The 24,348-nt window shown below is 52.1% G+C and carries 28 protein-coding genes and 1 pseudogene; 25 read left to right on the forward strand and 4 right to left on the reverse strand.

Going from position 1 to position 24,348, the window contains the following annotated elements; all coding sequences use genetic code 11:
* The first annotated feature begins 25 nt into the window (after positions 1–25).
* Entirely contained in the window at positions 26–367 is a 342-nt protein-coding gene (locus QUF18_RS05395) for a DUF1491 family protein (RefSeq protein WP_289385926.1), read from the forward strand.
* A gap of 17 nt (positions 368–384) precedes the next feature.
* Here the strand turns inward: QUF18_RS05395 and QUF18_RS05400 are convergent, their stop codons facing one another.
* The 4 genes from QUF18_RS05400 to QUF18_RS05415 form a co-directional block, all read right to left on the reverse strand.
* A complete protein-coding gene (locus tag QUF18_RS05400) occupies positions 385–1,458 on the reverse strand; it encodes a DUF2336 domain-containing protein (RefSeq protein ID WP_289385927.1) in 1,074 nt (357 codons plus the stop codon).
* Positions 1,459–1,643: 185 nt separating this feature from the next.
* Entirely contained in the window at positions 1,644–2,192 is a 549-nt protein-coding gene (locus QUF18_RS05405; RefSeq protein ID WP_289385928.1) for a DUF1254 domain-containing protein, read from the reverse strand.
* Positions 2,189–2,788, reverse strand: a complete 600-nt coding sequence (locus QUF18_RS05410) for a DUF1214 domain-containing protein (RefSeq protein WP_289385929.1) — start codon at positions 2,786–2,788, stop codon at positions 2,189–2,191. The genes QUF18_RS05405 and QUF18_RS05410 overlap by 4 nt, the downstream gene beginning before the upstream one ends.
* Positions 2,789–2,860: 72 nt before the next feature.
* Positions 2,861–4,966 (reverse strand): transglycosylase domain-containing protein, encoded by a 2,106-nt coding sequence (locus QUF18_RS05415; RefSeq protein WP_289386157.1) that lies wholly within the window; start codon positions 4,964–4,966, stop codon positions 2,861–2,863.
* A 431-nt stretch (positions 4,967–5,397) separates the two neighbouring features.
* On the opposite strand from QUF18_RS05415, the gene QUF18_RS05420 reads away from it, so the two are divergent.
* The 24 genes and pseudogenes from QUF18_RS05420 to ccmI all read left to right on the forward strand — a co-directional run bounded on the left by QUF18_RS05420 (position 5,398) and on the right by ccmI (position 24,301).
* Entirely contained in the window at positions 5,398–5,889 is a 492-nt protein-coding gene (locus QUF18_RS05420; RefSeq protein ID WP_289385930.1) for a hypothetical protein, read from the forward strand.
* A complete protein-coding gene (locus tag QUF18_RS05425; RefSeq protein ID WP_289386158.1) occupies positions 5,882–7,168 on the forward strand; it encodes a DNA-packaging protein in 1,287 nt (428 codons plus the stop codon). The genes QUF18_RS05420 and QUF18_RS05425 overlap by 8 nt, the downstream gene beginning before the upstream one ends.
* Positions 7,169–7,195: 27 nt before the next feature.
* Complete coding sequence (locus tag QUF18_RS05430; protein ID WP_289385931.1) at positions 7,196–8,461, forward strand: phage portal protein; 1,266 nt, start codon at positions 7,196–7,198, stop codon at positions 8,459–8,461.
* Complete coding sequence (locus QUF18_RS05435) at positions 8,458–8,829, forward strand: DUF6107 family protein (RefSeq protein ID WP_289385932.1); 372 nt, start codon at positions 8,458–8,460, stop codon at positions 8,827–8,829. The genes QUF18_RS05430 and QUF18_RS05435 overlap by 4 nt, the downstream gene beginning before the upstream one ends.
* Complete coding sequence (locus QUF18_RS05440) at positions 8,819–9,316, forward strand: HK97 family phage prohead protease (protein ID WP_289385933.1); 498 nt, start codon at positions 8,819–8,821, stop codon at positions 9,314–9,316. Before QUF18_RS05435 ends, QUF18_RS05440 begins: the two co-directional genes overlap by 11 nt.
* A 56-nt stretch (positions 9,317–9,372) precedes the next feature.
* Entirely contained in the window at positions 9,373–10,650 is a 1,278-nt protein-coding gene (locus tag QUF18_RS05445; RefSeq protein WP_289385935.1) for a phage major capsid protein, read from the forward strand.
* Between the two features lie 107 nt (positions 10,651–10,757).
* Positions 10,758–11,327 (forward strand): head-tail connector protein, encoded by a 570-nt coding sequence (locus QUF18_RS05450; protein ID WP_289385936.1) that lies wholly within the window; start codon positions 10,758–10,760, stop codon positions 11,325–11,327.
* On the forward strand, positions 11,324–11,659 hold the full coding sequence (locus QUF18_RS05455) for a phage head closure protein (RefSeq protein WP_289385937.1): 336 nt from the start codon (positions 11,324–11,326) through the stop codon (positions 11,657–11,659). Before QUF18_RS05450 ends, QUF18_RS05455 begins: the two co-directional genes overlap by 4 nt.
* Positions 11,656–11,823, forward strand: coding sequence for a hypothetical protein (locus QUF18_RS05460; protein ID WP_289385938.1), 168 nt, complete (start codon positions 11,656–11,658; stop codon positions 11,821–11,823). The genes QUF18_RS05455 and QUF18_RS05460 overlap by 4 nt, the downstream gene beginning before the upstream one ends.
* Positions 11,820–12,251, forward strand: a complete 432-nt coding sequence (locus QUF18_RS05465; RefSeq protein ID WP_289385939.1) for a DUF3168 domain-containing protein — start codon at positions 11,820–11,822, stop codon at positions 12,249–12,251. Before QUF18_RS05460 ends, QUF18_RS05465 begins: the two co-directional genes overlap by 4 nt.
* A 3-nt stretch (positions 12,252–12,254) precedes the next feature.
* The gene (locus QUF18_RS05470; protein WP_289385941.1) at positions 12,255–12,668 is read left to right on the forward strand and encodes a phage major tail protein, TP901-1 family; all 414 of its coding nucleotides are present in this window, start codon (positions 12,255–12,257) and stop codon (positions 12,666–12,668) included.
* Positions 12,665–13,057 (forward strand): gene transfer agent family protein, encoded by a 393-nt coding sequence (locus QUF18_RS05475; protein ID WP_289385942.1) that lies wholly within the window; start codon positions 12,665–12,667, stop codon positions 13,055–13,057. The genes QUF18_RS05470 and QUF18_RS05475 overlap by 4 nt, the downstream gene beginning before the upstream one ends.
* Positions 13,033–13,221 (forward strand): rcc01693 family protein, encoded by a 189-nt coding sequence (locus tag QUF18_RS05480; protein ID WP_289385943.1) that lies wholly within the window; start codon positions 13,033–13,035, stop codon positions 13,219–13,221. The genes QUF18_RS05475 and QUF18_RS05480 overlap by 25 nt, the downstream gene beginning before the upstream one ends.
* On the forward strand, positions 13,218–13,721 hold the full coding sequence (locus QUF18_RS05485; protein WP_289385944.1) for a phage tail tape measure family protein: 504 nt from the start codon (positions 13,218–13,220) through the stop codon (positions 13,719–13,721). Before QUF18_RS05480 ends, QUF18_RS05485 begins: the two co-directional genes overlap by 4 nt.
* 11 nt (positions 13,722–13,732) lie before the next feature.
* A complete protein-coding gene (locus tag QUF18_RS05490) occupies positions 13,733–14,371 on the forward strand; it encodes a DUF2460 domain-containing protein (RefSeq protein ID WP_289385945.1) in 639 nt (212 codons plus the stop codon).
* Positions 14,365–15,252, forward strand: a complete 888-nt coding sequence (locus QUF18_RS05495) for a phage/gene transfer agent baseplate hub protein (RefSeq protein WP_289385946.1) — start codon at positions 14,365–14,367, stop codon at positions 15,250–15,252. The genes QUF18_RS05490 and QUF18_RS05495 overlap by 7 nt, the downstream gene beginning before the upstream one ends.
* On the forward strand, positions 15,249–15,689 hold the full coding sequence (locus QUF18_RS05500; RefSeq protein WP_289385947.1) for an NlpC/P60 family protein: 441 nt from the start codon (positions 15,249–15,251) through the stop codon (positions 15,687–15,689). Before QUF18_RS05495 ends, QUF18_RS05500 begins: the two co-directional genes overlap by 4 nt.
* A 66-nt stretch (positions 15,690–15,755) precedes the next feature.
* A pseudogene (locus QUF18_RS20485) lies at positions 15,756–18,372 on the forward strand (baseplate multidomain protein megatron); the annotation flags it as partial.
* Positions 18,373–18,795: 423 nt separating this feature from the next.
* Entirely contained in the window at positions 18,796–19,497 is a 702-nt protein-coding gene (locus tag QUF18_RS20490) for a GTA baseplate fiber-binding domain-containing protein (protein WP_434547415.1), read from the forward strand.
* A gap of 226 nt (positions 19,498–19,723) precedes the next feature.
* The gene (locus QUF18_RS20365) at positions 19,724–20,020 is read left to right on the forward strand and encodes a hypothetical protein (protein ID WP_374806456.1); all 297 of its coding nucleotides are present in this window, start codon (positions 19,724–19,726) and stop codon (positions 20,018–20,020) included.
* A 234-nt stretch (positions 20,021–20,254) separates the two neighbouring features.
* Complete coding sequence (locus tag QUF18_RS05520; RefSeq protein ID WP_289385948.1) at positions 20,255–20,935, forward strand: response regulator transcription factor; 681 nt, start codon at positions 20,255–20,257, stop codon at positions 20,933–20,935.
* A gap of 88 nt (positions 20,936–21,023) precedes the next feature.
* On the forward strand, positions 21,024–22,352 hold the full coding sequence (locus QUF18_RS05525; protein WP_289386160.1) for an ATP-binding protein: 1,329 nt from the start codon (positions 21,024–21,026) through the stop codon (positions 22,350–22,352).
* Between the two features lie 157 nt (positions 22,353–22,509).
* Positions 22,510–22,959 carry an RT0821/Lpp0805 family surface protein gene (locus tag QUF18_RS05530; RefSeq protein WP_353074484.1) on the forward strand — a complete coding sequence of 150 codons (450 nt, stop codon included), beginning with the start codon at positions 22,510–22,512 and terminating at the stop codon, positions 22,957–22,959.
* A 142-nt stretch (positions 22,960–23,101) separates the two neighbouring features.
* Entirely contained in the window at positions 23,102–24,301 is a 1,200-nt protein-coding gene (gene ccmI, locus QUF18_RS05535; protein WP_289385949.1) for a c-type cytochrome biogenesis protein CcmI, read from the forward strand.
* The last annotated feature ends 47 nt before the right edge of the window (positions 24,302–24,348 follow it).

Raw genomic sequence — 24,348 nt, forward strand, 5'->3', positions numbered from 1 at the left:
TGACGGGGAACAGGTATTTGTACTGATGCGTCTGACAAGTGAGTTCTGGGTTTCTGCATTTATGCGTCGTGTCCGCCAAGCAGATGGTTTTACCTATCTGGTGCGGCGTGGCGCAACAGAAGCCGGTGCGATCTTTATCAAGATACGTGATCGCGACGGCAATTTTGATCTCTATATGCCTGCACCGCAGAGTGAATATGATCCGGAGCGTGCAGATGAACGCCGGTTTATTCTATACAAACAGAGTGATAACGAGCAATTGCTCAATGAGCAGCTTGAGAAAGAGCTGCGTTTTGACCCCGATCTCTGGCTGGTCGAGGTGGAAGACTGCACACAGGCTGCAGACTTGCTGAATAATGGATTATAAATAAAAAAAGCCCGGTTTTACTGGGCTTTTTTGTGCTGAATGCTGCTGTCATTATTGGCAGCGTTGGTGAAACTATCTGTGGTATTTTCCGCCAGATCACGCAATTGATTGCGCAGTTTTTCATTCATATCATCGGACTTCCAGCGCCGCACAGCTGCGGAAGCCTGTTCAGGACTGATCGAGCGATAAATATGCACAAACTCACGTAATTGCTCACGTTCACCGTGGATAGTGCCGAGAACTGCCGTGAGGATCAGATAAGTGTCCTGAGCGGTCAGGCCAATGGCTTTGAGCGCCAGCGGCAACTGCGAATTTGGCCATGTGCCGATGATTGTCTCAGCCCGCATATAGTTGACATCCAGCGCATCAGCGAGCGCCGTGCGGAACATGCTATTATCAATCAGCAATGCCATATCAATAAGATGTTCAGCGATTGCAGGCCGCAAATATGCGGTGAGCGACAAAGCGCCGAGATCATGTGCGGGTAATGGTTGCGGCGCTGATGGCTGGCTATTGGCGGAGCGAAAGGGCGGAGTCGGGACTGGCTTAGCGGCCACCGGTGCAGAGGCATAATGCATGCTCGCAGGTTCCGGCTCATTTGCCTCCTGCACTGCAGGAGCGGCTGGAAGTGGCTGTTCGGAATTGAGTGTCTGTTTGATGATCTCGTCATCATAATTTTCTAAGAGCGGCAGCAATAGCGGATCAACCGGCTGACGGCGTGCGATAATACGCGCATGAGACAGGCCGCTTTTGCCAATAATCTCCATGAAGTCAGTGGTTTTCAGAAGAGGGGAGCGCAACAATAACGGCGCTGCGACTTCAATATTATCATTGGCAAGTGCCAGCACCAGTTTGCGCGGCGCAGCATCATGTTGGGCAAGAATAGCGGATACCTGTCGTTTGGCACGCGGGGTCGCAGTTTCCAAAAGCGGCAGAGCCAGATCTTCAAATTGCTGGCTTTCGTGACGGGTCGGGCGTGTCAGGGAGTTGAAACCTGCGACAGCTGCGGCCAGCAGATCATCGGTCTTGTGGTGTGCGGAATGACCACTTCCGGATAATGTCTCCAAAGCGCGGAATTGATCAGCGGTCACGCGTATTTACCCCTTTTACGCTTACACAACACAAATAAAACAGTGGTCCCCGTATACAATACGGCCAGATAATCTGCACTCTACGGGACAACACTTAGCAATCAATTAACCATCGGAGATTTTACGGTAATTTCCTTTTTAATTAATCAAATATTGAGAGGCTTGTCGGAGCCTGTTGTGGCAGTTCAGTTTTCCAGTGAAACGCTCATACATTCTGCCGACTTCAGAAATTCGCTGACCTCATCGCGCCATGTGACATCTGGTTGAAAGACACGCAAAACCACAATACCCTCGCTGACAGATTGATTAACCAGTACCGCTTGCTCAAGCTGCTGAGGCATACTCTGTTCGAGCAGAATTTTTTGCAAAGGCGAGACAAGCAGCAGATCCGTGGCGGGAGAGACCTGATCGTTGAGGCTAAAGGTAATATCGCCCTGATGATTATAAAGTGCCAGCGACCAGAACGGGACTTTGCCAATAGCGCTGATGTGAACCGGTCCGTTCGACAGATCAAAACGACAGACTGCGCTACGCATCAGCGGATCACTGCGCATAGCCCAGTTTTTACCTTCTAGCCGGTGAAAAGTCTCGGGTGGCCCCAATTCCTCGACGCGGTTCCACAAAGTCTCAGATGCGTAGGACGGAACAAGCAGGATAATCGCAATATGCACAATAGCGGCACCGATCAGGCCGAGCAGCAATGCATAAAGAAGCTGCAACAGGGAATGTCTCATCGGACAGCTCCTTTGCACTCAATCCGTTTCAGTTCCGGCATTCGCGGATTTTCAAAGCCGAGTGATGATCCTGTTGCGGTATCATAAAGTGTCATAACCAGCTGATAGGGACGGCTTGAGTTAATCGCCAGCCAGTTACCGGATTGCGCGGATGAGGAGACAGAAATCAGAAAGCTGGAATCATTGCGATACCAGACTAGCTGGCTATGGAGTTCCTGCGGCAGCCCTTGTTGGTTTGAAAGCGGATATTCGTTTAAATCACTGGCATGAAGTGTCCAAAAGCGCGAGGCAGGTACCTGGCCTTGGAGACTGTAGTCGCAGCGTGGATCAAGCTTCGTGCCGTCTATATCATATCGCAGTACAAAGCGTTGCCCCTCTGCAGCGCCAAGCGGCAATAAGGCAGCACGACTGCGTTGCGCACGCGCATAAGGATCGGCATCTGCACTGCCATAAAGCGGTGAGGCGTGCCATTGGCCGATTGTCAGCTGGTTGAAGCCTTCAAAATTGTTGAGAGCATAAAGCGCACTGGCTGTGCCGCCAGCAAGGGCGATGGCGCAGATGACGATTGTCAGAAATATGGTTCTGATATTGCTCATACCGACTCTATAAAACACGTTCGGTTAAAATTGCCTGTCATTCTGGCATAACAGGCTTATTAAAGATGGAGGTCAGAGAGAGGAGATGGTTGTACGCAACGGTTGCGGCGTTTCGTAAGTGCGGAACTTCTCATTCAGCCCACGTATGAAGCGGGTCGTTTCAGAGGATAAAACACGCGGATAGTCAGGTGTTGCGTTTTGCGGCTTGTCGCCGTTGCCTGCGTTACTCTGTGCCACCAGCTTCGGATCAGTTGCCGGAGCTTGTTTCGGAAACGGATTGCTGATGCCCGGAATTGGTTTCAGATCAATATTTTGATGCGCCTGCATCATCATCATCTGCCATGTCATGGCCGGAATAATACCACCGGTCAGATTATTCATCGGGGCATAGCTGTCATTTCCAAACCAGACTGCTGCCGTATAATTTCCGGTATAGCCGACAAACCAAGCGTCGCGATAATTCTGTGTTGTGCCGGTTTTGCCGGCAACGCGGGTCATTGGCAGTGCCGCACGCCGCGCAGTGCCGCGCTCCGGTACCTGAACCAGCATGGAGTTCATTTCAGAGGTGGCTTTTTCAGACAATACACGCTTTGGCTCCGGAGTGTCGCGCTTAAAGTCCCAGAGAATTTTGCCTGACGGATCAGAGATTTGTACCAGTCCGTGGCGCAGACCTGCAAAACCACCATTGGCAAAAACACTAAAACCGGTTGCCTGATCCATCACGGTCATGCCGGATGTGCCAAGCACCATCGTTTTGTGATCGGAAATTTCCGATTCAATGCCCATGGCTTTGGTCAGTGCCACAATCGGCTTGGTTGTCAGATAATCTTTGGCAAGGCGTACCGGCACCGTATTATAGGATTTGACCAATGCAGTCGTGAGGTCAACACGACCGGCAAAGGAGCGTCCGTAATTGCGCGGCATCCAGTTGCCCCATGCAATCGGCGCATCGGAAATTATGGTGCTTGGCGTTAGCCCTTTTTCCATCGCAGCCGCATAAACATAGGGTTTGAACGAAGAGCCGGATTGCCTCAAAGCTTTGGTCGCGCGGTTGAACTGGCTCATCCCATAGTCGCGACCGCCGACAATTGCTCGCACAGAGCCGTCATCCGCAATCACCACGGTAGCGGCTTCAGTCACTTTATACTCAGTCCCATATTGGCGCAGATGAAACTCAATCGCGTCTTCTGCGGCTTTTTGAATATTACGATCCAGTGTGGTGCGCACGATCAGATTATGTTGCGGAATTGTGCGGGTGATCTTCTTCACCTCGTCAAAAGCCCAATCCAGAAAATAATCGGGATTATCACCTTTAGCACGGTCAACCACACTGGCAGGATTGCGACGGGCAAAGGCTAATTGGCCTTCACTCATGAAGCCCGCATCGGCGAGATTGGATAAGACAACATTGGCACGCGCACGCGCCGCAGGCAGATTGACATGCGGTGCATATTTGGCCGGCGCCTTGAAAAGACCCGCCAGCATGGCGGCTTCGGCAAGGTTAACATCTTTGACGCTCTTGCCGAAGTAAAACTCGGAGGCTGCTGCAATGCCGAATGTACCGCCGCCCATATAGGCGCGGTCGAGATAAAGCTGCAAGATCTCTGTTTTGCTTAAATTGGCTTCAAGCCAGAGTGAGAGAAAGGCTTCATTGATCTTACGCTTCAATGTTCTTTCATTCGAAAGAAACAGGTTTTTTGCCAGTTGCTGAGAGAGCGTGGAGCCGCCCTGAACTACACCATTGGCACGCATATTCTGGGTCAGCGCACGGCTCAAGCCCCAAAAGTCGATGCCGATATGTTCAAAGAACCGACGGTCTTCTGTCGCAAGAACCGCTTTAATCACATGATCCGGTAATTCTGCAATTGGCACCGCATCGCGATGTAAGATACCGCGCTGGCCGATTTCATTGCCGTAGCGGTCAAGAAACGTGACAGCATAATCATCCTGTGCACGCCAGTCTTTCTTGGTTTCCTCAAAAGCAGGCATGGCCAGTGCGAGCATCACGACACTGCCCAACACGCCGAGCGTAAAACCTTCATCGGCGACTTCAATGAACAGACGCTTCCAGCCGCGCACGCGAAATTTTCGGGAAAAGAGAGTGGCGCTTTCCCAGAAGGCAGCAAAACCAGAGCGCAACCTATACAGGCTGCTATCCAGCCAGGCGTCAATCGCCATCAAAAACGGGCTGCGGGTCAGGCGGCGCGCTTTCTTTTTTGGCAAATTATTGTCAGCCTGTTTGTTCATAACCGGAAAAGCTCGTTTTTACTTAAATCGGAGTTTACAGCATAAAGTGCTAGAGCGACCCATTCTACCACATTCTTATGGATGACCAATAAAACAGAAGTGCCAAGGAAGGGTTTAGAAATATGCTTAATCAGGGGAAGCGTGGTATTTCAAAATCTTAAATATCTTACTGATTGAGGAGGTAAGAATGTGCATGGTCAGACGCGAAAATAGGAATTTTATCCTTGACGGCGTAACGGTGTTGCAGTATCTTTTAGATACAGTCAGAGAAGTGTGGCTGAGAGAGTTCAAGAGTTTTTGATGAGGCGTGGCATTCAGTGCTGCGCTTTTTTTGTTTGTGCCATTTGTAACCGGTTATGCGTTTGGAAAAGAACGGAGCCGGTGAACCTATGCCGGAAAACAAAGAGACAATAGAGCCACAGAAAAGTGTGATGCTTGAGCGTTTGCAGGCAGCGTATCGCTTGCAGCGCCGCTATCAAGTTGCGCCGCAGGACATAGCTTTTCTGCTCGGTTTAAAGCCGGACATTTATCGAAACCGTTTGAAAAAGGCAGGGCTGGATATCACTGCGACTGGTTTGCCGGTGCTGGATATCGAAGACCTGCTGATTAAAATCAATACGGAATTGCAGAGTTTTTCAAAAGCCGATGGCCTGCCGGAAAAGAGTGCGGTTGAAGCTTTGGCTGCGCTGGCAAAAGCTGTGAAGAGTATTAGCGAATTGTCCAAGGAAACGCGGTTAGCGCAGGTGGGCGATCAACCGGAGCCAGCAAGTGAAGCAGGCGGTGTGAAGCCGGAGGATGTGCGTGAAGCCCTCAGCATCATTAGCGCCAGAATTACTGAACTCAGAACTGTTTGAATTTCTTTCCGATGCGGGAGTTGAGGGGCAGACAATTGTTGCAGCAAGTAAAGAATGGCTGTTTCAAGGGCGGTTGGCGCAATTGCCAATTTTTCCGCGCAATGACTGGCGTAGCTGGGTGATTATGGGCGGGCCTGGTTCCGGCAAAACCCGTGCCGGAGCTGAGTGGATCAGCGGCATGGCGCAGGGACTTGCGCCATTCAGCGATAAAGCTTGCGGTAATATTGCGCTGGTGGGGGAAACGCTTGCCGATGTGCGTGAGGTAATGGTGGAGGGGCCTTCTGGTATTCTTTCTGTCTCACGTTTGCAAAGGCCGCGATTGGAAAGCACACGGCGTCGACTGGTTTGGGAAAGCGGGGCTGTGGCTTCCTTTTATTCATCAGAAGATCCGGACAGTTTGCGCGGGCCGCAGTTTTCCGCAGCATGGTGTGATGAGCTGGCGAAATGGAAAAACCCGCAACAGACATGGGATATGCTGCAATTCGGACTGCGTCTCGGAGATTTCCCGCGACAGGTGGTGACGACGACGCCGAAAATGCAGGCTCTGTTGCGCGATTTGTTGAGTGATCCGGCGACAATCATGACCCATATGCGTACCGATGAAAATTCCGCTCATCTGGCTCCTGCCTTTCTGCTGGCCATGCAGCAGCGCTATGCAGGCACAGCCTTGGGGCGGCAGGAACTGGACGGTGTGCTGATCGCAGACCGTGAAGATGCACTGTGGTCGCGGGAGCAATTGGAAGCACTCTATGATCCGCAAGTGCCGGAGTTGCAGCGCATAATTATTGCGGTTGATCCGCCTGCTAGTTCAACCAAGAACTCTGATGCCTGCGGGATTGTTGTGGCAGGGTTGGATGCGCATGAGCAAGCTTGGGTGCTGGAAGATGCCACCGTGCAAGGTGTGAAGCCCCATCAATGGGCGGCGCAGATTGTACAATTCTACCATCGCTATCAGGCTGATATGGTGGTGGCAGAGGTCAATCAGGGTGGTGATATGGTGATGGCGGTGATCCATGCACAGGATGCTTCTGTTGCGGTGAAGCCCGTGCGGGCGCAGCGGGGGAAATATTTGCGCGCCGAGCCGGTTGCGGCACTCTATGAGCAGGGGCGTATCCGCCATGCACGCCGTTTTCCGCAACTGGAAGATGAGATGTGTGATTTTGCCGTCAACGGGCTGTCATCAGGGCGCTCTCCGGACAGGATGGATGCGCTGGTCTGGGCCTTGCACACGCTGTTGCTGCAGGACACGCATAAACCACGTATCCGACATTTAAGATAAAACCAGATTGAACTGAGTGAGGTTAACATGGCTTGGAACTGGCCGTGGCGGCATCATGCTGCCCAAACGCAGGCGCATAAAGCAACCGCGCCGTTGGAGGCGCAAAAAGCAACCGCGCCGCTGGAGGCGCAAAAAGCAACTGTACCCCCTTCCGCAAAAACGCAGCAGGGCTTTGTCGCGCTCCATATGGATGCGCAGGCTCGCTGGACAACCCGTAATTATATGGCGCTGTCGCAGCAGGGGTTCATGCGCAATCCGATTGTGCATCGTTGCGTAAAAATGATCAGTGATGCCGCTGCTAATGTGCCGCTGCTGCTCTATCAGGGTGAGACGGAACTTGAAGATCATCCATTGTTGAAGCTGCTGCGTGCGCCTCATGAAGGCGCTTGCGGCTCCGGTTTTTTCGAGCAGCTTTACGGGCATTTATTGCTATCCGGCAATGCCTATGTAGAGCGGTTGGATTATGACGGTCAGGCGAAAGAGCTGCATTTGCTGCGCCCTGAGCGGGTGACGATTGAGAGCGACAACAATGGCTGGCCGCAAGCTCTGCTCTATCGCAACAATACAGCCAGCCGTCGTATTAGTCTCAATGCCGGTTTTGAAGCCTGTCTGTCAGCGCGGGGCTTGCATCTGCGCCTGTTTCATCCGCTCGACGATCATTATGGTTTTCCGCCCTTGGAAGCCGCATTGATGGCGCTGGATATTCATAACGCCATCGCTGCATGGAACAAGGCACTGCTTGATAACTCCGCCCGGCCATCCGGTGCGCTGGTCTATGCGCCGAAAGACGGCGGCAATTTGAGCGAAGAGCAATTTGACCGGTTAAAGACGGAACTGGAAGAAGGCTATACCGGCGCCGGAGGTGCGGGCAGGCCACTGCTGTTGGAGGGCGGGCTGGACTGGAAAGCAATGGGACTATCGCCCAAAGACATGGATTTCATTGAGGCCAAGCATGTGGCAAGCCGCGAGATTGCGCTGGCTTTTGGTGTGCCGTCGATGTTGCTCGGCATCCCCGGTGACAACACCTATGCCAATTATGCCGAGGCCAACCGTGCTTTCTATCGCCTGACTATTTTGCCTCTGCTGAACCGCACTGCACAGGCGTTAAGCAATTGGCTTTGCCCGTTTTATGGCTCCGATCTGCGGCTGGAGCATGATTATGACCGTATTGACGGACTGGCCGAGGAGCGCGAGGCGCTGTGGCGGCGCATCGGTGCAGCAGATTTTCTGAGTGATGCGGAGAAACGGCAGGCGGGTGGTTATTCTCTTGAACCGGAAGGGCGTGAACCATGAACCTGTTCAACCAGACGGGAGAATTAACGCAGGAGCAGTGGATCTGGCTTGCTAAAATCACCGGTGCAGTCAGCGGTTCTGCCGTCTCACTGGCCTATATGCTGCCTAAGGGCAAGCGCGAGGCAGCCATTCGCTTTGCTGTCGGCTTAATCTGCGGAATGATTTTTGGCGGGGCGGCTGGTGTTAAAATTGCAGAACAACTGAAGTTGGCTAGTAGTCTCGGGCAAGCCGAACTGATGCTGATGGGATCGAGTGCTGCAAGTTTTGCCGCATGGACGGCGCTCGGGTTTTTCAAGCGCTTTACCGACAGGTTGAAAAATCAGGATGGCATTGTCTCACGCAAAAGGAGTGCGGCTGATGACAATTAAAACCGGCCAGCCTTTGCGTTTCAGCGGTTATGCCAGCCTGTTTTCACTGACAGATTTGAGCGGCGATATTATTGAGCGCGGCGCTTTCGCAGCTTCTTTAAAACGGGGCGGGACAGTGCGGATGCTCTGGCAGCATCAGGCTGACAACCCCATCGGTATCTGGACGAAAATAGCGGAGGATCAGCGCGGTCTTTATGTGGAAGGGCAACTGGCTGAAGGCGTGGCGCGTGCTGATGAAGCATGGCACCTGCTCTCCGAAGGTGCGCTTGATGGGTTGTCGATTGGCTTTCGCGCTGTGCGCAGCAAGAAAGTCACAACTACCGGCCGGCGGCATATTCTGGAAGCTGAGCTTTGGGAAATTTCACTGGTGACTTTTTCGATGTTACCGCAGGCACGTGTTATCGCGGTTCAGCAGAAACAGCATGATGAGAGCAGTACAGCCTCGATTATAAGGCAGGCTGCCTTCCGGTTTCATAAAAACACATAATCTCTTTCGGTCGGTTTGCATCGGTTCATTACACTTAAACCTTAAAAGGACAGGCAATGACGATAAAGCAAATTCAAAAAGCGGATAAGGCACCGGCTCTTGAAATCAAAGCACTCAACAGCCAGCAGGAGGTCGGTCAGGCTTTTGGCGAGTTTATGCAGGCTTTTGAAGGTTTTAAACAAGCCAATGATGAGCGCCTGACCCAGATTGAAAAACATGTTGGTGCGGATGTTGTTACCGTCGAAAAGATGGAGCGTCTTAACCGTGCAATGGATGAGCAAAAAGCGGCGCTGGATCAATATGTACTGAAACAGGCACGTCCTGCGCTGGGTGGCGAAACGCGATCACCTTTTAATGGCGCTACGCAGGAGCATAAACAGGCTTTTGATAATTATGCCCGCCGTGGTGATGAGCAGGCTTTACGCGGGCTTGAGCAGAAAGCGCATTCCTATGGTTCAGGGCCTGATGGCGGTTATCTTGTGCCGTCTGAGTTGGAAACTGCAATCGGCACGCGTTTGGCTGCACTTTCGCCGGTGCGCGGACTTGCAACTGTGCGTCAGGTTTCCGGTGCCGTTTTGAAAAAACCGTTTTCCATTAGCGGGCCAGGCACCGGTTGGGTGGGAGAAGAGGGGGCACGCCCGCAGACTGCCAATGCTAAACTGGCTGAACTGCAATTCCCGACAATGGAAATTTACGCCATGCCTGCGGCCACGAGCAGTCTGCTGGATGATGCGGCGGTGGATGTAGAGCAGTGGATTGCCGCCGAGGTTGAAACTGCTTTTGCAGAACAGGAAAGCGCTGCCTTTATCAATGGCGATGGTGTGAACAAGCCGCATGGATTTTTGGCTTATGACACAGTTGCTGAAAGCGCATGGGCATGGGGTAAACTTGGTTGCCTGAAAACCGGCGTTGCCGGTGCAATGCCTGCTTCCAGCCCGTCCGATCTGCTGATTGATCTGGTCTATGCGCTCAAATCCGGCTACCGCCAGAATGCACATTGGATGATGAACCGTAAAACACAGTCAGCACTGCGTAAGCTCAAAGACAGCAACGGTAATTATCTCTGGCAGCCACCGGCATCGCTTGGACAAAAAGCGTCCTTCATGGGCTTTGGTCTGGTGGAAGCGGAGGACATGCCGGATATTACAACGGACAGCACGCCGATTGCATTTGGTGATTTTGCCCGTGGTTATCTGATTGTGGATCGTATCGGTATCCGCATTCTGCGCGATCCGTATTCTGCCAAGCCTTACGTGCTGTTTTACACCACCAAGCGTGTTGGTGGTGGTGTGCAGGATTTTGATGCGATCAAACTGCTCAAATTCGCAGTGTAACTTTGATGAAAACTGGCGGTTTTGCCAGCCTTTGCAAAGTGACATGAATCATTCTGGCAGAGAATAATTTTATCATATTGTTTTTATTGTAAAATACGGGAGATAGCATGGTTCTCCAACTTATAACGCCGCCGGTAGAAGAGCCGGTGACGACAGCATTTTTGCGCGAATTTTTACGTTTGCCACCGGATCAGGAAGAAAACTTGCTGACACGCCTGATCCGTACCGCACGTGAGGTGATTGAAGATCATTGCAATCTGGTGATGCTATCGCAGCGCTGGTATTTGCAACTCACCAACTGGCCGCAATCGGGCAGAATTGCACTCTACAAAGCTCCGGTGATTTCGATTGATAAAGTGCGGGGTTTTAGTGCTGACGGCAGCGCTGTGCAATTTAGTTCGGATGACTGGCGGCTGGATACGGAGAGCCGCCCGCAGCGGCTTTATCTCCGTCGTCCGCAATATATCACCATTGCCCGAGGGCTGGAAATTGAGCTGACCGCCGGTCTGGCGAATGAGCCGGAGGCGCTTCCTGAAACATTGCGCCATGCCTGTGTGATGCTGGCGGCGCATCTCTACGACAACCGTAATTCTGCACAGGCCGGAACACTGATGACCAGTCTGCCGGATATGGTTGCGCAACTCGTATCACCGTGGTTGCGGCGGGGGCGGTTATGAACCTGCAATTCATTGATGCTGGACAGTTTAAAACATCTCTGAGCCTGCAAGAAAACCGCCCTTTGTTTGATGAGAGCGGCAGCTATCAGGAGCAATGGACAGAAATTGCCACGCTCTGGGGCAGGATTGAACCGCAGAAAACCGGCAGTCAGTCCTTTGCTTTGCAGGCCATTCCTCATGTCACGCATCGCATCACGACCCGTTATCGCAGTGACATTCTTGTCTCCGCGCGGCTGACATATGGAACAAGGCATTTCACAGTGCTGGGGCTTCACGATCCCGATGAAAGCCAACGCTATCTTATCTGCTTAGTTAGAGAGGAAATCCGATGAATTTTTCTATGCGCTTTATATTTGAGGCCTTGTTGCGCACCTTGCGCCTTGTTGGTTTGCAGGCTTGCGAGCAGGCATTATCCAATAAACGCGACGGGCTGTTTTTGAAAAGTCCTGACACTAAAACACCGCCCGTAAGCCCTGAACAGGACAATAAGGGATGACGGGTGCGGCGCTCATTTTGCAAAAGGCAATATTGGCGTGGCTGCAAGCTGCGCCTTTGCTGATGGAAAAGCTGCACGGGCAGGGCATCTATGACCATGTGCCGCCCGATGCGCGTTTTCCATATATCAGCTTTGGCCAAAGTCAGGTCTATGCATGGGATACCGATAGCGGCTCCGGCGAAGAACATAGTCTGGTGCTGCATATTTGGGCGCGTTCCAATGGCCGCAGGCAGGTGCTGGAACTGATGATGCTGGTTGAGGCGTTGCTTGAGGCCTTGGATAGCAGCACTTTGAGGCCGGATATCGGCGGTTTTTATCTCGTCAACCTGACTTTGCAATCTTCACAGACCCGTAATGACGAATTGCGCGATGGTTATAGCGGGCAATTGCGCTACCGCGCGGTAACCGAGAAAATTGAAGGAGCGTAATCAATGGCAGCCCAGAGAGGGAAAGACCTGTTGCTGAAAATCGCAACGGGCAATGACACATTTCAGACCTGTGCCGGTTTGCGCAGCAAGCGCATTGCATTCAATGCGGAGACCGTTGATGTGACGGATGCCGATGCGACAGGGCGCTGGCGGCAATTGCTGGCCGGTAGTGGTGTGCAGCGCGCATCTGTCAGTGGTGCCGGTATTTTCAAAGATGCGGCTTCCGATGCGCTGATCCGCGCGACGTTCTTCAACGGCGATATTTTGGACTGGCAGATTGTGGTGCCGGATTTTGGCACTGTCAGCGGGCTGTTTCAGATTACGGCGCTGGAATATGGCGGCGTGCATGATGGCGAAGTGACTTTTGAAATTGCATTGGAATCTGCAGGTCTGGTCAGTTTTGGAGTGCAGCCATGAAGGTCAATGCCAGACGGGGTGAAGTGGCTGCCGTGCTGAATGATACGGATTGGATTCTGTGTCTGACGCTTGGTGCTTTGGCGGGGCTTGAGGCTTCTTATGAGGCCGAAGATTTATCCGCTTTGATAGCCCGTTTTTCAACGGGTAGTTTAAAGGCGGAAGATATGATCCGCATTGTCACCGCAGGTTTGCGCGGTGGCGGCCATGATGTGGCCGAGGATGATGTGGCGGATATGCGGATCGATGGTGCTGCTGTCGGCTTTGCCCGCCTTGTAGCACAATTGCTGGAGGTAACTTTTGGTGTGAGTACCGAAAAGCTGGAAAACACAGCACAATCAAAAAATCAGAAGCCGCAGTTGAATCAATGTCTTTCCCCTGGGATGCGCTGATGCATTTCGGGTTGGGACAATTGCGGCTGTCGTCACGCGATTTTTGGCGGCTGAGTCTGCCCGAAATCAGGGCACTTAGCGGAACTATGCGTGGTAGCAGGCAAGCGCCGTCACGCGACATTTTCAACAGCCTGATGCAGGCTTTTCCTGATGGTGACACATGAATGATACAGGCACGCAGCAGCAGTCAGTCACGGTTTCGGTTGAGGCCGATACCAGCGGCTTTGACCGCGCATTGGATAATTTGCAAAAACGCTCCGGTTCCTTCGGGCAGAGCCTGACCTCGGCTTTCAAGAGCGCGGTTACATCCGGCAAAGGGCTGGATGATGTGCTGCGCGGGCTGGCCTCCAATATGGCCTCGATGGCACTGGATGCGGGGATGAAGCCCTTGCAGGGACTTTTCTCTTCAATGTTTTCCGGTCTGATGAGCGGGCTTGGCAGTGGTTTTGGCGTGGCTGGAGAGGCAGGTGCCGAGGCGATCTTGCCATTGGCGCGAGGGAGTGACGGTAGTCTGGGCGTGGTGATGGGCAGTGGTGGTGGCGGTCGCGGGATGCAGATCAATTTTAATATGTCTTCACCGGATGCTGCTTCCTTCAGCCGCTCTGAAGCGCAGGTCAGTGCCATGCTGGCACGCGCGGTGCGCCACGGCACCAGACGAATGTAGAGGAGGGATACATGCAGGATTTATCTTCATTCCATGATGTATCTTTTCCGCTCGGTGTTTCATTTGGCGCAACGGGCGGGCCGGAATGGCGCAATGAGATTGTTGGGCTGACCTCCGGCCATGAAAAGCGTAATGCGCGCTGGTCGATGTCGCGCCGCTTTTATGATGCCGGAACGGGTTTACGTTCGCTCAACGATCTGCGGGATGTGCTGCGCTTTTTCGAGGCACGGCGTGGCTCGCTTTATGCTTTCCGGTTTCGTGATCCGTTCGATCATCTCTCATCGGAACAGGATGCGCCGCCACAGGCTACAGATCAGCTTTTGGGGTTTGGTGATGGCGTTAGACGGCAGTTTCAACTGGCGAAACATTACGGCGATTATCAGCGCATTATTACCAAACCGGTGCCGGAGTCCGTGCAGCTTGCTGTGGATGGTGCGGCACTTGCGGATGAAACATTCAGCATGAACTGGCTGACTGGGATGGTTGAATTTCACGAAGGGCATGTGCCGCCGTTACAAGCGAAAATCACAGCTGGTTTCTTGTTTGATGTGCCGGTGCGTTTTGACACGGATCGCCTGAGTGCCAGTATTGCCAGTTTCAAAGCGGGTGAAATTCCGTCCATTCCGATTGTTGAGGTGAAGTCATGCTGACACTGGATCCGCAATTTGAATCACATTTGCAAGGTGATGTGACAACACATTGTTTTGCATGGATTTTACGGCGCAAAGACGAAGAGGTTTTCGGCTTTTGCGATCACGATAAATCATTGCCTGTTCATGGGATAAATTGCTTTCCGCAAAGCGGGATGAATGGCTCTGAAGCCGGAAGCCCGCTTGGCCTTTCTGTTGACAGTTCCGAGATTGAAGGGGCGCTGACGAGTGATGCACTCAATGATGAAGATATTGAGCGCGGTCTATATGACGGCGCAACCGTTGAAACCTATCTGGTAAACTGGATGCAGCCGCAGCAGGCGGTGCTTTTGCGCAGCAGTGTGATTGGCAAAATTACCCGTAGCGGGATGAAATTTATTGCCGAATTGAAAAGCAGCACCGCATTACTGGATCGCGTTTTTGGGCGGCGTGCCAAGCGGGGCTGTGATGCAGAATTTGCAGACAGGCGCTGCGGTATCAATCCGGCTGACCCGCGCTATGCAGGAGAGGGCGTTGTGGTGCGTGTGAACGGGCCGGATATGATCGTTTCGGGTTTAAGTGTTTTCGCTCCCCATTGGTTTGAGCGGGGTGAAGTGCTGTGGTTGGGCGGCAAAAATCAAGGGAGCAGAAACAGTGTTGTCTCGCATCTCAAACAGGGGGAAGCGGCTAGTCTGATCTTGCAGGACTTGCCGGTCTATGACGTTCAGGCCGGAGATCATTTTCGTGTGCTGGCGGGCTGTGACAAGAGCTTTCAGCAATGCCGTGACCGTTTTGCCAATCAGGAGAATTTTCGCGGCTTTCCGCATATTCCGGGTAATGATGCCGCCTATTCCTTTGCCGGTGGCGAGGGGAATTTTGATGGCGGAGTACTTGTGCCATGACGACAGTATCGGTCAATGACAGAGTGCTGGCCGTCGCGCAGAAATGGCTCGGTACGCCCTATCGGCACGGTGCCAGCCGCTTACAAGTGGGATGTGATTGTCTGGGGCTGATACGCGGCATCTGGCGTGAGCTTTATGATGAAGAGCCAGAGGATGCAGGGACTTATTCCCGCGACTGGGCGGAGCTTACCCAAGACGAGCCGCTGATCAATGCTGCACGGCGGCATATGTATTTAAAACCGCTTTCCAATATGCAGGCAGGTGATCTGTTGATTTTCCGCTGGCGGGACGGCGTGGCCGCCAAGCATTTAGGTATCATGGCGCAGAATAACCGTTTCATCCATGCCTATGAGGGGCATAGCGTGACGCTCTCGGCGCTGGTTCCGCAATGGCGGCAACGGATAGCAGCGGTGTTTTCTTTTCCTGACAGTTTTTAGAAACCTTCGGTTTGAAGACAGGTTATCTTTTTCATGAGTACACTGGTTCTTCAGGCAGCAGGCGGTATGATCGGCGGGTTGTTTGGCCCCGTTGGCGCAGCCATTGGCAGTGCTATCGGCGCGATGGGCGGTTATATGATCGATACCGCTCTGATTAACTCAACGCGGCGTATTGAAGGCCCGCGTCTTGTCAGTACACGTCCGATGCAGGCGGAGGAAGGCGCTGCCTTGCCTGCCATTTATGGCACGATGCGTGTTGGCAGTACCTTGATCTGGGCAACCCGTTTTGAAGAGCAGAAAACCACCACCCGACAGGGTGGCAAGGGCGGCCCTAAGACGACGACCTATAGCTATTATGCCAATGCTGCTTTTGCCGTGGCGCAGGGTGAAATTTCCGGTATTCGCCGCATTTGGGCAGATGGAAACGAACTTGACCAGACGCAGGTTACAATCCGCGTTTATAAAGGTAGCGAAACACAGTTACCCGATCCGTTGATTGAAGCGCGGCAGGGTTCTGGCAAGGCACCAGCTTATCGCGGCACGGCCTATGTGGTGTTTGAACGCTTGCCGATTGATACCTATGGAAACCGTCTGCCTTTGCTGCAATTTGAAGTGATGCGCAGTGTCGGCAAGTTGTCGCAGGATATTCAGGCTGTAGCACTGATCCCCGGAGCAACGGAATTTGGTCTGGCACCGCAGACGGTGCGCGATGAACCACGCCCCGGTGAAACACGGGCGCTTAACCGCAATAATCTGCGTGCGCAAAGCGACTGGACGGCATCGCTGAATGAGTTGCAGGCACTGTGCCCTAATCTGAAAACAGTTGCTTTAATTGTGCCTTGGTTCGGCACGGATTTACGCGCCGGAGAATGCAGGATTTTGCCCGGCGTGACAGCACGTGGCGCAAGAAAACCGAGTCATAACTGGCGGGTGAATAATACTGACCGCTCAGGTGCGCATCTGATTTCTGATAATGGCACCGAGAAAGCCTATGGCGGTACGCCTGCTGATTTTTCTGTGATTGCTGCGATTAAAGATGCGCGACAACGCGGACTTAAAGTTACTTTATACCCCTTTATCATGATGGATATACCTGCAGATAATCAATTGCCTGCCCTTGATGGACAGGGCTTTCAGCCTGTTTATCCGTGGCGGGGCAGAATAGGGTTAGCTGCGGGGGCAGATAAAACGCCGGAAGCCGGAACTCAGCTTGGGCGTTTTACCAATGGTGTCTGGGGCTATAAGCGTTTTATCCGCCATTATATTGATCTTGCCCGAAGTGCCGGTGGTGTGGATGCATTTTTGATCGGCTCTGAACTGCGTGGCCTTACGCAAATCCGCAATGAGCGCAATGAGTTTCCTTTTGTCGATCATTTATCTGAATTGGCTGCAACTGCACGCACAATTCTGGGTGGGGACTGCAAGATCACCTATGGTGCCGATTGGTCAGAATATTTTGGGTATCACCCGCAAGATGGCAGCGGCGATGTCTATTTCCATCTTGATCCGCTTTGGGCAAATCCAGCGATCAATGCCATCGGGATTGATAATTATATGCCTCTGAGCGATTGGCGCGATGGTGATGAGCGCAGTATTGATCCTGCTTTTCCACCCTCTGCTTACGATGAGGCGGCTTTGCAAAGCGCCATTGCAGGAGGTGAGGGGTATGACTGGTATTATGCCTCAGATGAGGATAGGCGTGAGCGCAAACGCACGGAAATTACGGATGGTCTGGCAGGCAAACCGTGGGTGTTTCGCTATAAGGATTTGTACGCGTGGTGGCAAAATCGGCATTTCAACCGCATGAACGGGGCTGAGCAGGCGCAACCGACAGCATGGCAGCCGATGTCCAAGCCATTCTGGTTTACCGAGCTTGGCTGTGCAGCGGTTGATAAAGGGCCGAACCAGCCAAATGTGTTTCCTGATCCGAAATCATCGGAAAATGCCTCGCCTTATTTTTCTGACGGATCGTTTCTTACGGGCGCATTTCTCTCACTGGCAAAAGACCGGTGAGCATAATCCGGTTTCACCTGTCTATGGCGGGACAATGCTCGATCCCGAGCAGATATATGTCTGGGCATGGGATACACGGCCTTTTCCGGAATATCCGCTCAAAGCGGATGTCTGGGGGGACGCAGCCAATTGGGCAACAGGGCATTGGCTCAACGGACGTCTCAGCGGCGTTGCGCTGGATGATTTGTTTCTCGCCTTGCTAAAAGATTTTGGCTTGGAAGGGCTGGCCGATTGTCGGGGTGCTGAGGGCTATTTATCCGGTTATATTGCCGATAATCCGGCGAGTGGACGGGCATTGCTGGAGCCGCTGATGGATATATTCGGCGTGGTGGCTTTTGAGCAGGCCGATGAGCGGAAAAAGCTGGTTTTCCGTAGCTTGTCACAACGTCAGCAACCGCTTGTGCTGGAAGATTATGCACTGGAACGTGATGACCAGTGGCCGGTTCGCATATTGGAGGATGTGGAGGAACTGCCTGCCAGTGCCGAGATTTATTTCAGTGATCCGCTGCGGGATTATCAATCCGCCAGCGCATTGGCACAAAAATCCGGCTGGCAGCGGGCAGGGCATGAAAGCCTGTCCTTATCTGCCGCAATGGAAAGCGGACAGGCACAAAGTTTGGCTGAAAGCTGGCTGGAAAGAAAACGTGCAGAACGCCGCACAGTCAGTTTTTCTTTGCCGTGGACGCAAGCAGGTTTAACCATTGGTGACAGGGTTCGGGTGCCGGAACTGGCAGGCAATCGCGATTATGTTGTCGTGAGTCTTGAAGATGGTGCGGCGCGGCGTGCTAAAGCTGTGGCATTGGCGTCGGTATTGCGCCGGCCTGATCGTACGCGAATGCCGTCAATTCCTCAGTCTGAGGGAGGTGGTGCAGCGGGGCCGCCGCTCTTTCACATGCTTGATCTGCCAATGTGGCCCGGTATCGAAAATGAGCAAAATCAGTTCCGCATTGCCTGTTACGCAAAACCTTGGCGTGAGGTCTCGCTTTATGTTTCACCGGAGATCAGCGGTTATCAGTTGCGAACAGTGATTCCCTTCGCAGCCGTTATGGGAGAGTTGATCTCTGAACTTCAAGGATCAGACAGTGGTCGCTTTATGCATGAACAGAGTTTTGAGGTGCGGCTCTACCATGGTGAGTTGCATAGCGGATCACAGCTGCAAATCCTCAATGCGGCCAATACTGCTTTGGTGCAAACGGTAACCGGCAGTTGGGAAATGCTGCAATTCATGCATGCAGAAGAAATTGCAACAGGCCACTGGCGGTTAAAAACCTTGTTGCGGGGACAGGTAGGCACTGAAACGGAAGCGCAGATTATAAAGCAGGCTGGTGCTCCATTTATTTTACTGGATGATCGTGTTGTGCCTGCCGGTCTGCAACAGTCGGAAAACGGGTTGCTGCTGAACTGGCGTGCCGGTCTTGCTGGCCGTGATTTTACGGATGAATATTATGCCACCCAATCGCTGGCAGGCGCTATGCGCGCCTTGAGGCCGCTCAGTCCGGTGCATTTGCGCTGTAAACGTCAGACAAATGGTGATCTGGCTTTTCAATGGATTCGTCGCGGGCGTCTTGATGCGGATAGCTGGATGGGCGAAGATATTCCGCTGGGTGAGATTGCTGAAAAATATCAGGTGCAGCTGTGGAACGGTGAGACAGTTCTGCATTCAACAGTGGTAACGGAACCATGCTTTTTATATTCTGGATCCGTGCCTGATGGTGCATATCTGCGGTTCGAAGTGGCGCAGATCAGTCAGGCGTGTGGCGCAGGCGATGTTAGCTCACTCAGATTGCTTGGCTGAAAAGGGTATGATTGCTAAAGTTGTATGGATTCGGCAGCTTTGCCGCAGTCTGAGAGACTTTCGTTTTATAAAAACTAATGTTAACGAAAGAAAAATAGTTAAATATTGTTGGACTGATACACAAAATTGTTCATTCAACATTCAGATTAAAAGCGTTAAAGTGAGCGTTATGATGACACAGAAACCAGTTCGCACATTTTTCGCTGCTTCTGCACTGCTTGCCGGTATGACCGCAGCAGTTTTGACAAGCATTGTTCCATCTGCGGGCGCCGCAGGTCTGCAACGGCATAGTTCTGCCGTTTCGCAACAGGCGCAACCCGCTCAGTCTCAGCCGCGCGTGCTGCGCGTAGCCGGTGATTGTGCTGCTATCGGGCAGCAGGTTGCGGCACAGCAGGGCGGTACATTAACGAAAGCAACTGCCGCTGTTCAGAACGGCGCTCCGGTTTGTATCGTGGTTGTGCTGGTTCCTGGTCGTGATGGTGAACGTCCTCGCCGTGTGGAAGTTGCCGTACCGGCAAAATAAAACCGGTTTTCCTTTACAGCATAATTCTTTAAATTTGAATCAGTTTAAGTTAAAATTATGCTGTAAATATAAAGTGTTAGAGCGGCCTTTGTGCGCCAAAGTGGGCGCACGGCGCTCTAATTTGGAATAATCCGCGCGTTTGCTCCTTTTGGCGATGTGTTATAAAAATAAGTGTTGCCTCTCAGTCTGGCAACACTTTGTGCTGTCATCCCGAAATACTGAAAAGGTTTGCTGATGAGAATTCTGATCGTTGAAGATGATAAGGATCTTAACCGTCAGCTTGCTGAAGCTCTCCGTGATGCCGATTATGTTGTTGATTGCGCCTTTGATGGTGAAGAAGGTCATTTTCTCGGTGATACCGAACCTTATGATGCGGTCATTCTGGATATTGGTCTGCCACAGATGGATGGTATCAGTGTTGTAGAGCGCTGGCGCCGTGAAGGCCGGATCATGCCGGTCCTTATGCTGACAGCGCGCGATCGCTGGAGCGACAAGGTTGCCGGTATTGATGCCGGAGCCGATGATTATGTGGCCAAGCCGTTTCATATTGAAGAAGTGCTGGCACGTTTGCGCGCTCTAATCCGCCGTGCTGCGGGACATGCCTCTTCTGAGATTAGCAGCGGAAAGCTGGTTCTGGATACCAAAGCTTCCAAAGCGACCATTGACGGTACGGCGCTAAAGCTGACCTCCCATGAGTTCCGGCTTTTATCTTATCTCATGCATCATATGGATGAGGTTATTTCCCGCACAGAGCTGGTTGAGCATTTATACGATCAGGATTTTGATCGTGATTCCAATACGATTGAAGTTTTTGTTGGTCGTCTGCGCAAAAAAATGGGCGTTGATATAATCGAGACCGTACGTGGTATGGGCTATCGCATCCGCTCCGATAATAATGATGGTAGCAAAGATTAAGATGCAGTTGTTTTCCGGGAAAGTCTTTGCTCTCGGTATGCGCTCACTGGCATTGCGTGTGGTCACGCTGTCGACATTCTGGGTGATTATCGCCCTTGTTGTTGTTGCCACGCTGATTCAGTCTCTTTATCGGGATGCCGCAGAGCGTAGTTTTCAGCGTCTCTTATCCGCCCATCTTTATAGTCTTGTCGGTGCTGTTGGATTGACACCAGAGGGCGCGTTACACGGACGGCCTGAGCTCGGTGAAATACGGTATGCGAGCGCAGGGTCAGGCTGGTATTGGTCGGTTGATCCGGTATCATCCAATGTGCAGGGGCACTTAGGCTCGGTCTCACTTGGCGCAAAACAAATCCCTGTAAAATCCGTTGCTGAAGAACCCTTCGATCAGTCGTTTATGCGTAGTTATGCCGTGGAAACCAATGATGGTGAAGAACTGTCAGTGGTTGAAACGGAAGTTGTGCTTGATAGCTCCGATAAAATTGCGCGCTTTCGGGTGATGGGAAACCTCAATGAGGTGAACGAGGAAATCAGTGAATTTCGTAACACCCTTTATATTTATCTGGGATTGTTTGGCCTCGGTAGTATTCTGATTAATGCGGCGATTATTTTGTTTGGTTTGCGGCCACTGGATCATGTGCGGCGCACCTTAGCAGACATTCGCGAGGGACGAAGCAATCGCGTGGATACAGATCTGCCTCTTGAAATTGCCCCTCTGGCTCAGGAGATGAATGCGCTGATTGAAAATAATCATCGTATTATAGAGCGCTCGCGGACGCAGGTCGGTAATCTTGCCCATTCGTTGAAAACGCCGCTTTCCGTTTTAATGAACGAGGGGCGGAACATTGGTGGACGGCAAGGGCAATTGGTCAGCGAGCAGAGTGATGCAATGCAGGTGCAAATCCAGCATTATTTGCAACGTGCACGCGTAGCTGCGCAACGGGATAGCGTTGTGTTCCGCGCGCCGGTAACACCGATACTGGAGCGGATGATTCGGGTTACTGCCAAGCTTAATCCGCATCTGAAGTTTACATTCTCTAACCATTTGCCCGATGTGATCTTTGCCGGAGAGAAAGAAGATCTCGAAGAGGTTATCGGCAATATTATGGAAAATGCCGCTAAATGGGGGCGATCGAAAATTCATCTGACATTACGTGCAGTACAAAAACCGGATGTTACAGAAAGCAATAATAGTGCTTTTGAAATTCTGATCGAGGATGATGGAGCAGGTTTACCTTTTGAAAAAATGGCGGAAGCATTGAAGCGCGGAAAACGTATTGATGAAAGCAAGCCCGGTACGGGGCTGGGGCTGGCAATCGTGCAGGATACAGTTCGGGAATATGGCGGGCATCTTGGACTGGCACAGGCTTCTCTCGGTGGGTTGGCAGTACAGATTACTTTACCTGCAGTTATGAGCTGACCTTTGCTTTTAACCGATTTCAGGTGTAAATACGTGGTTTGAGAAACGTGTGTTTCTGATTTTGTTTTGTTTTGAGATGTCAATCGAATGATTGCAGGGCAGATGGCGGTGGTCATATTGCTGTGTAAAGTGTTGCTGACAGGATGTTGAGTTGCTCATGAAGTCGTCTTCCGGAAGTGCATTGCGTAAAATCATTTTCATTTTGCCGCTGTTGTCTCTTACAGCCTGTTCTTCTTTGAACGCGACTAAAACAACCGCCGCAACAACCGGAAATGTTTTTGCGCGTGGTTTTGTCAGCAATGCCGTGCTCGCCCCGATGGGTAATGGTATTCTGGGGGCAGCGGCTACGCAGCTTGCCGCTACTGACCGCAGATCTGCCATTGAGGCGGAATATAAAGCACTGGAATATGCGCCGAAAGGTGAGGCCGTGGCATGGAAAGGCCGCTCCGGCCGGACTTCCGGTGAAGTGACTGCGGCCCAGCCATATCAGGTTGGTTCGCAGAATTGCAGGCAATATAATCATAGTTTTACTGTGGATGGTGCGCCGCAAATGGTGCGCGGTACAGCCTGCCGGAATGATGATGGTAGCTGGACACCACTAACCTGATTTGCGCCATTGAACTCAACGGTTCACGCATTTTCTGTTTTTGCTCTGAAGAGTCGGAAGGCTTTGCGGCCAAATGACCTACACACCAATAATTTAGCTGCAAACAGTTGGTTTTGTTGTGCAGGTAGATTAAGTCTCCGTCATGGATTTCTGGCTTGTTTCTGCACTTTTAACTTTCGTTGCAATTCTTATCGTCATGCTGCCTCTGACGCGAAAAGAAGTCGTGTCAGCTGCTCAGGGCGAGGAGGATCGCTCGGTCTATATTCAGCAATTAAAAGAGATTGATTCCGATCTGGCACGGGGACTGCTGGATGAGCAGTCGGCTGCGCAGGCGAGGCTTGAGATCTCTCGGCGTATTCTGAAAAATGATCGCCGGATGACAGATGCAGCCAGCAATGACAATGCAAATTCCAATGATGCAGAAAAGAAGTATCTGTTCAGCGCAGGTGCGCGTTGGGTGACAATTCTTGTGTTGTTGTTTATTCCGATTGTTAGCTGGGGCGTATATGCGACGATCGGTACGCCGGATCTGCCTTCTCAGCCACTGGTTGATCGTAAAGGCAACACGATTCAGGACAAGAGCGCAGTTGAGCTGATCGCACAGGCTGAGGCGCATCTGGCGAATGCACCGGATGACGGTCGTGGCTGGGCTATTCTTGCACCGATTTATATGCGTTTGGGTCGTGTAGATGATGCTATTAATGCATATCGTAAAGCGCTCGAACTGCTCGGCAAGGATGTTGATCGTCTGATCGGTCTTGGTGAGGCTCTGACAATCAAAGCTAATGGTCAAATCACGCCGGAAGCGCTTGCTCTCTTTGAAGAAGCCGGCACAGTTGCACCAGCCGATGTACGTCCGCCTTTGATGAAAGCGCGGGCTCTGTTGCAGGCAGGCAAACGTGATGATGCGATTGACGTCTTGCAGATCATTCTGAATACCTCGCCGGAAGATGCGCTGTGGCGTGCAGATATTGAGCAGACAATCGCTAATCTGAAGGCTGGTAAAGGGCCGACTGCACCACCGGCTCAGAGCAGTCGTCCGGCAGAGCAGCCACGCGGACCAACAGCGGAAGATGTTGAAGCCGCGGCTTCACTGGACGAGCAGGGTCGTAAAGATATGATCCGTTCTATGGTTGATGGGCTTGCTGAAAGATTACGGGAAAATCCGACAGATGTAGAAGGTTGGGAGCGTCTGCTACGTGCTTATGTCGTTCTGGGGGAGCAGGACAAAGTGAACGAGGCATTGCGTAATGCAGCCAATGCCTTGCCGGAAAATGATATGCGCCGCCTCACTGATACTGCAACTCAGCTGGGCATTGATGCGACAGGAGTTCTGAAATGAGCCATAGTCAGCTATCTGCTTCAACCGCTGCGGAAAGCCGCACACCC

Source organism: Pseudochrobactrum kiredjianiae (genome assembly GCF_030362795.1).
Taxonomy (GTDB): Bacteria; Pseudomonadota; Alphaproteobacteria; order Rhizobiales; family Rhizobiaceae; genus Pseudochrobactrum; species Pseudochrobactrum kiredjianiae.

What these genes read in the sequence shown, in the direction of transcription:
- ccmI (WP_289385949.1), top strand. Translation starts at nt 23,102, where the DNA reads ATGGATTTCTGGCTTGTTTCTGCACTTTTAACTTTCGTTGCAATTCTT.
- QUF18_RS05480 (WP_289385943.1), top strand. Translation starts at nt 13,033, where the DNA reads ATGTCTTTCCCCTGGGATGCGCTGATGCATTTCGGGTTGGGACAATTG.
- QUF18_RS05530 (WP_353074484.1), top strand. Translation starts at nt 22,510, where the DNA reads ATGAAGTCGTCTTCCGGAAGTGCATTGCGTAAAATCATTTTCATTTTG.
- QUF18_RS20365 (WP_374806456.1), top strand. Translation starts at nt 19,724, where the DNA reads ATGACCGCAGCAGTTTTGACAAGCATTGTTCCATCTGCGGGCGCCGCA.
- QUF18_RS05490 (WP_289385945.1), top strand. Translation starts at nt 13,733, where the DNA reads ATGCAGGATTTATCTTCATTCCATGATGTATCTTTTCCGCTCGGTGTT.
- QUF18_RS05435 (WP_289385932.1), top strand. Translation starts at nt 8,458, where the DNA reads ATGAACCTGTTCAACCAGACGGGAGAATTAACGCAGGAGCAGTGGATC.
- QUF18_RS05430 (WP_289385931.1), top strand. Translation starts at nt 7,196, where the DNA reads ATGGCTTGGAACTGGCCGTGGCGGCATCATGCTGCCCAAACGCAGGCG.
- QUF18_RS05485 (WP_289385944.1), top strand. Translation starts at nt 13,218, where the DNA reads ATGAATGATACAGGCACGCAGCAGCAGTCAGTCACGGTTTCGGTTGAG.
- QUF18_RS05455 (WP_289385937.1), top strand. Translation starts at nt 11,324, where the DNA reads ATGAACCTGCAATTCATTGATGCTGGACAGTTTAAAACATCTCTGAGC.
- QUF18_RS05405 (WP_289385928.1), bottom strand. Translation starts at nt 2,192, where the DNA reads ATGAGACATTCCCTGTTGCAGCTTCTTTATGCATTGCTGCTCGGCCTG.
- QUF18_RS05410 (WP_289385929.1), bottom strand. Translation starts at nt 2,788, where the DNA reads ATGAGCAATATCAGAACCATATTTCTGACAATCGTCATCTGCGCCATC.
- QUF18_RS05465 (WP_289385939.1), top strand. Translation starts at nt 11,820, where the DNA reads ATGACGGGTGCGGCGCTCATTTTGCAAAAGGCAATATTGGCGTGGCTG.
- QUF18_RS05475 (WP_289385942.1), top strand. Translation starts at nt 12,665, where the DNA reads ATGAAGGTCAATGCCAGACGGGGTGAAGTGGCTGCCGTGCTGAATGAT.
- QUF18_RS05415 (WP_289386157.1), bottom strand. Translation starts at nt 4,966, where the DNA reads ATGGCGATTGACGCCTGGCTGGATAGCAGCCTGTATAGGTTGCGCTCT.
- QUF18_RS05470 (WP_289385941.1), top strand. Translation starts at nt 12,255, where the DNA reads ATGGCAGCCCAGAGAGGGAAAGACCTGTTGCTGAAAATCGCAACGGGC.
- QUF18_RS05495 (WP_289385946.1), top strand. Translation starts at nt 14,365, where the DNA reads ATGCTGACACTGGATCCGCAATTTGAATCACATTTGCAAGGTGATGTG.
- QUF18_RS05440 (WP_289385933.1), top strand. Translation starts at nt 8,819, where the DNA reads ATGACAATTAAAACCGGCCAGCCTTTGCGTTTCAGCGGTTATGCCAGC.
- QUF18_RS20490 (WP_434547415.1), top strand. Translation starts at nt 18,796, where the DNA reads ATGCATGAACAGAGTTTTGAGGTGCGGCTCTACCATGGTGAGTTGCAT.
- QUF18_RS05395 (WP_289385926.1), top strand. Translation starts at nt 26, where the DNA reads ATGCGTCTGACAAGTGAGTTCTGGGTTTCTGCATTTATGCGTCGTGTC.
- QUF18_RS05520 (WP_289385948.1), top strand. Translation starts at nt 20,255, where the DNA reads ATGAGAATTCTGATCGTTGAAGATGATAAGGATCTTAACCGTCAGCTT.
- QUF18_RS05450 (WP_289385936.1), top strand. Translation starts at nt 10,758, where the DNA reads ATGGTTCTCCAACTTATAACGCCGCCGGTAGAAGAGCCGGTGACGACA.
- QUF18_RS05500 (WP_289385947.1), top strand. Translation starts at nt 15,249, where the DNA reads ATGACGACAGTATCGGTCAATGACAGAGTGCTGGCCGTCGCGCAGAAA.
- QUF18_RS05445 (WP_289385935.1), top strand. Translation starts at nt 9,373, where the DNA reads ATGACGATAAAGCAAATTCAAAAAGCGGATAAGGCACCGGCTCTTGAA.
- QUF18_RS05460 (WP_289385938.1), top strand. Translation starts at nt 11,656, where the DNA reads ATGAATTTTTCTATGCGCTTTATATTTGAGGCCTTGTTGCGCACCTTG.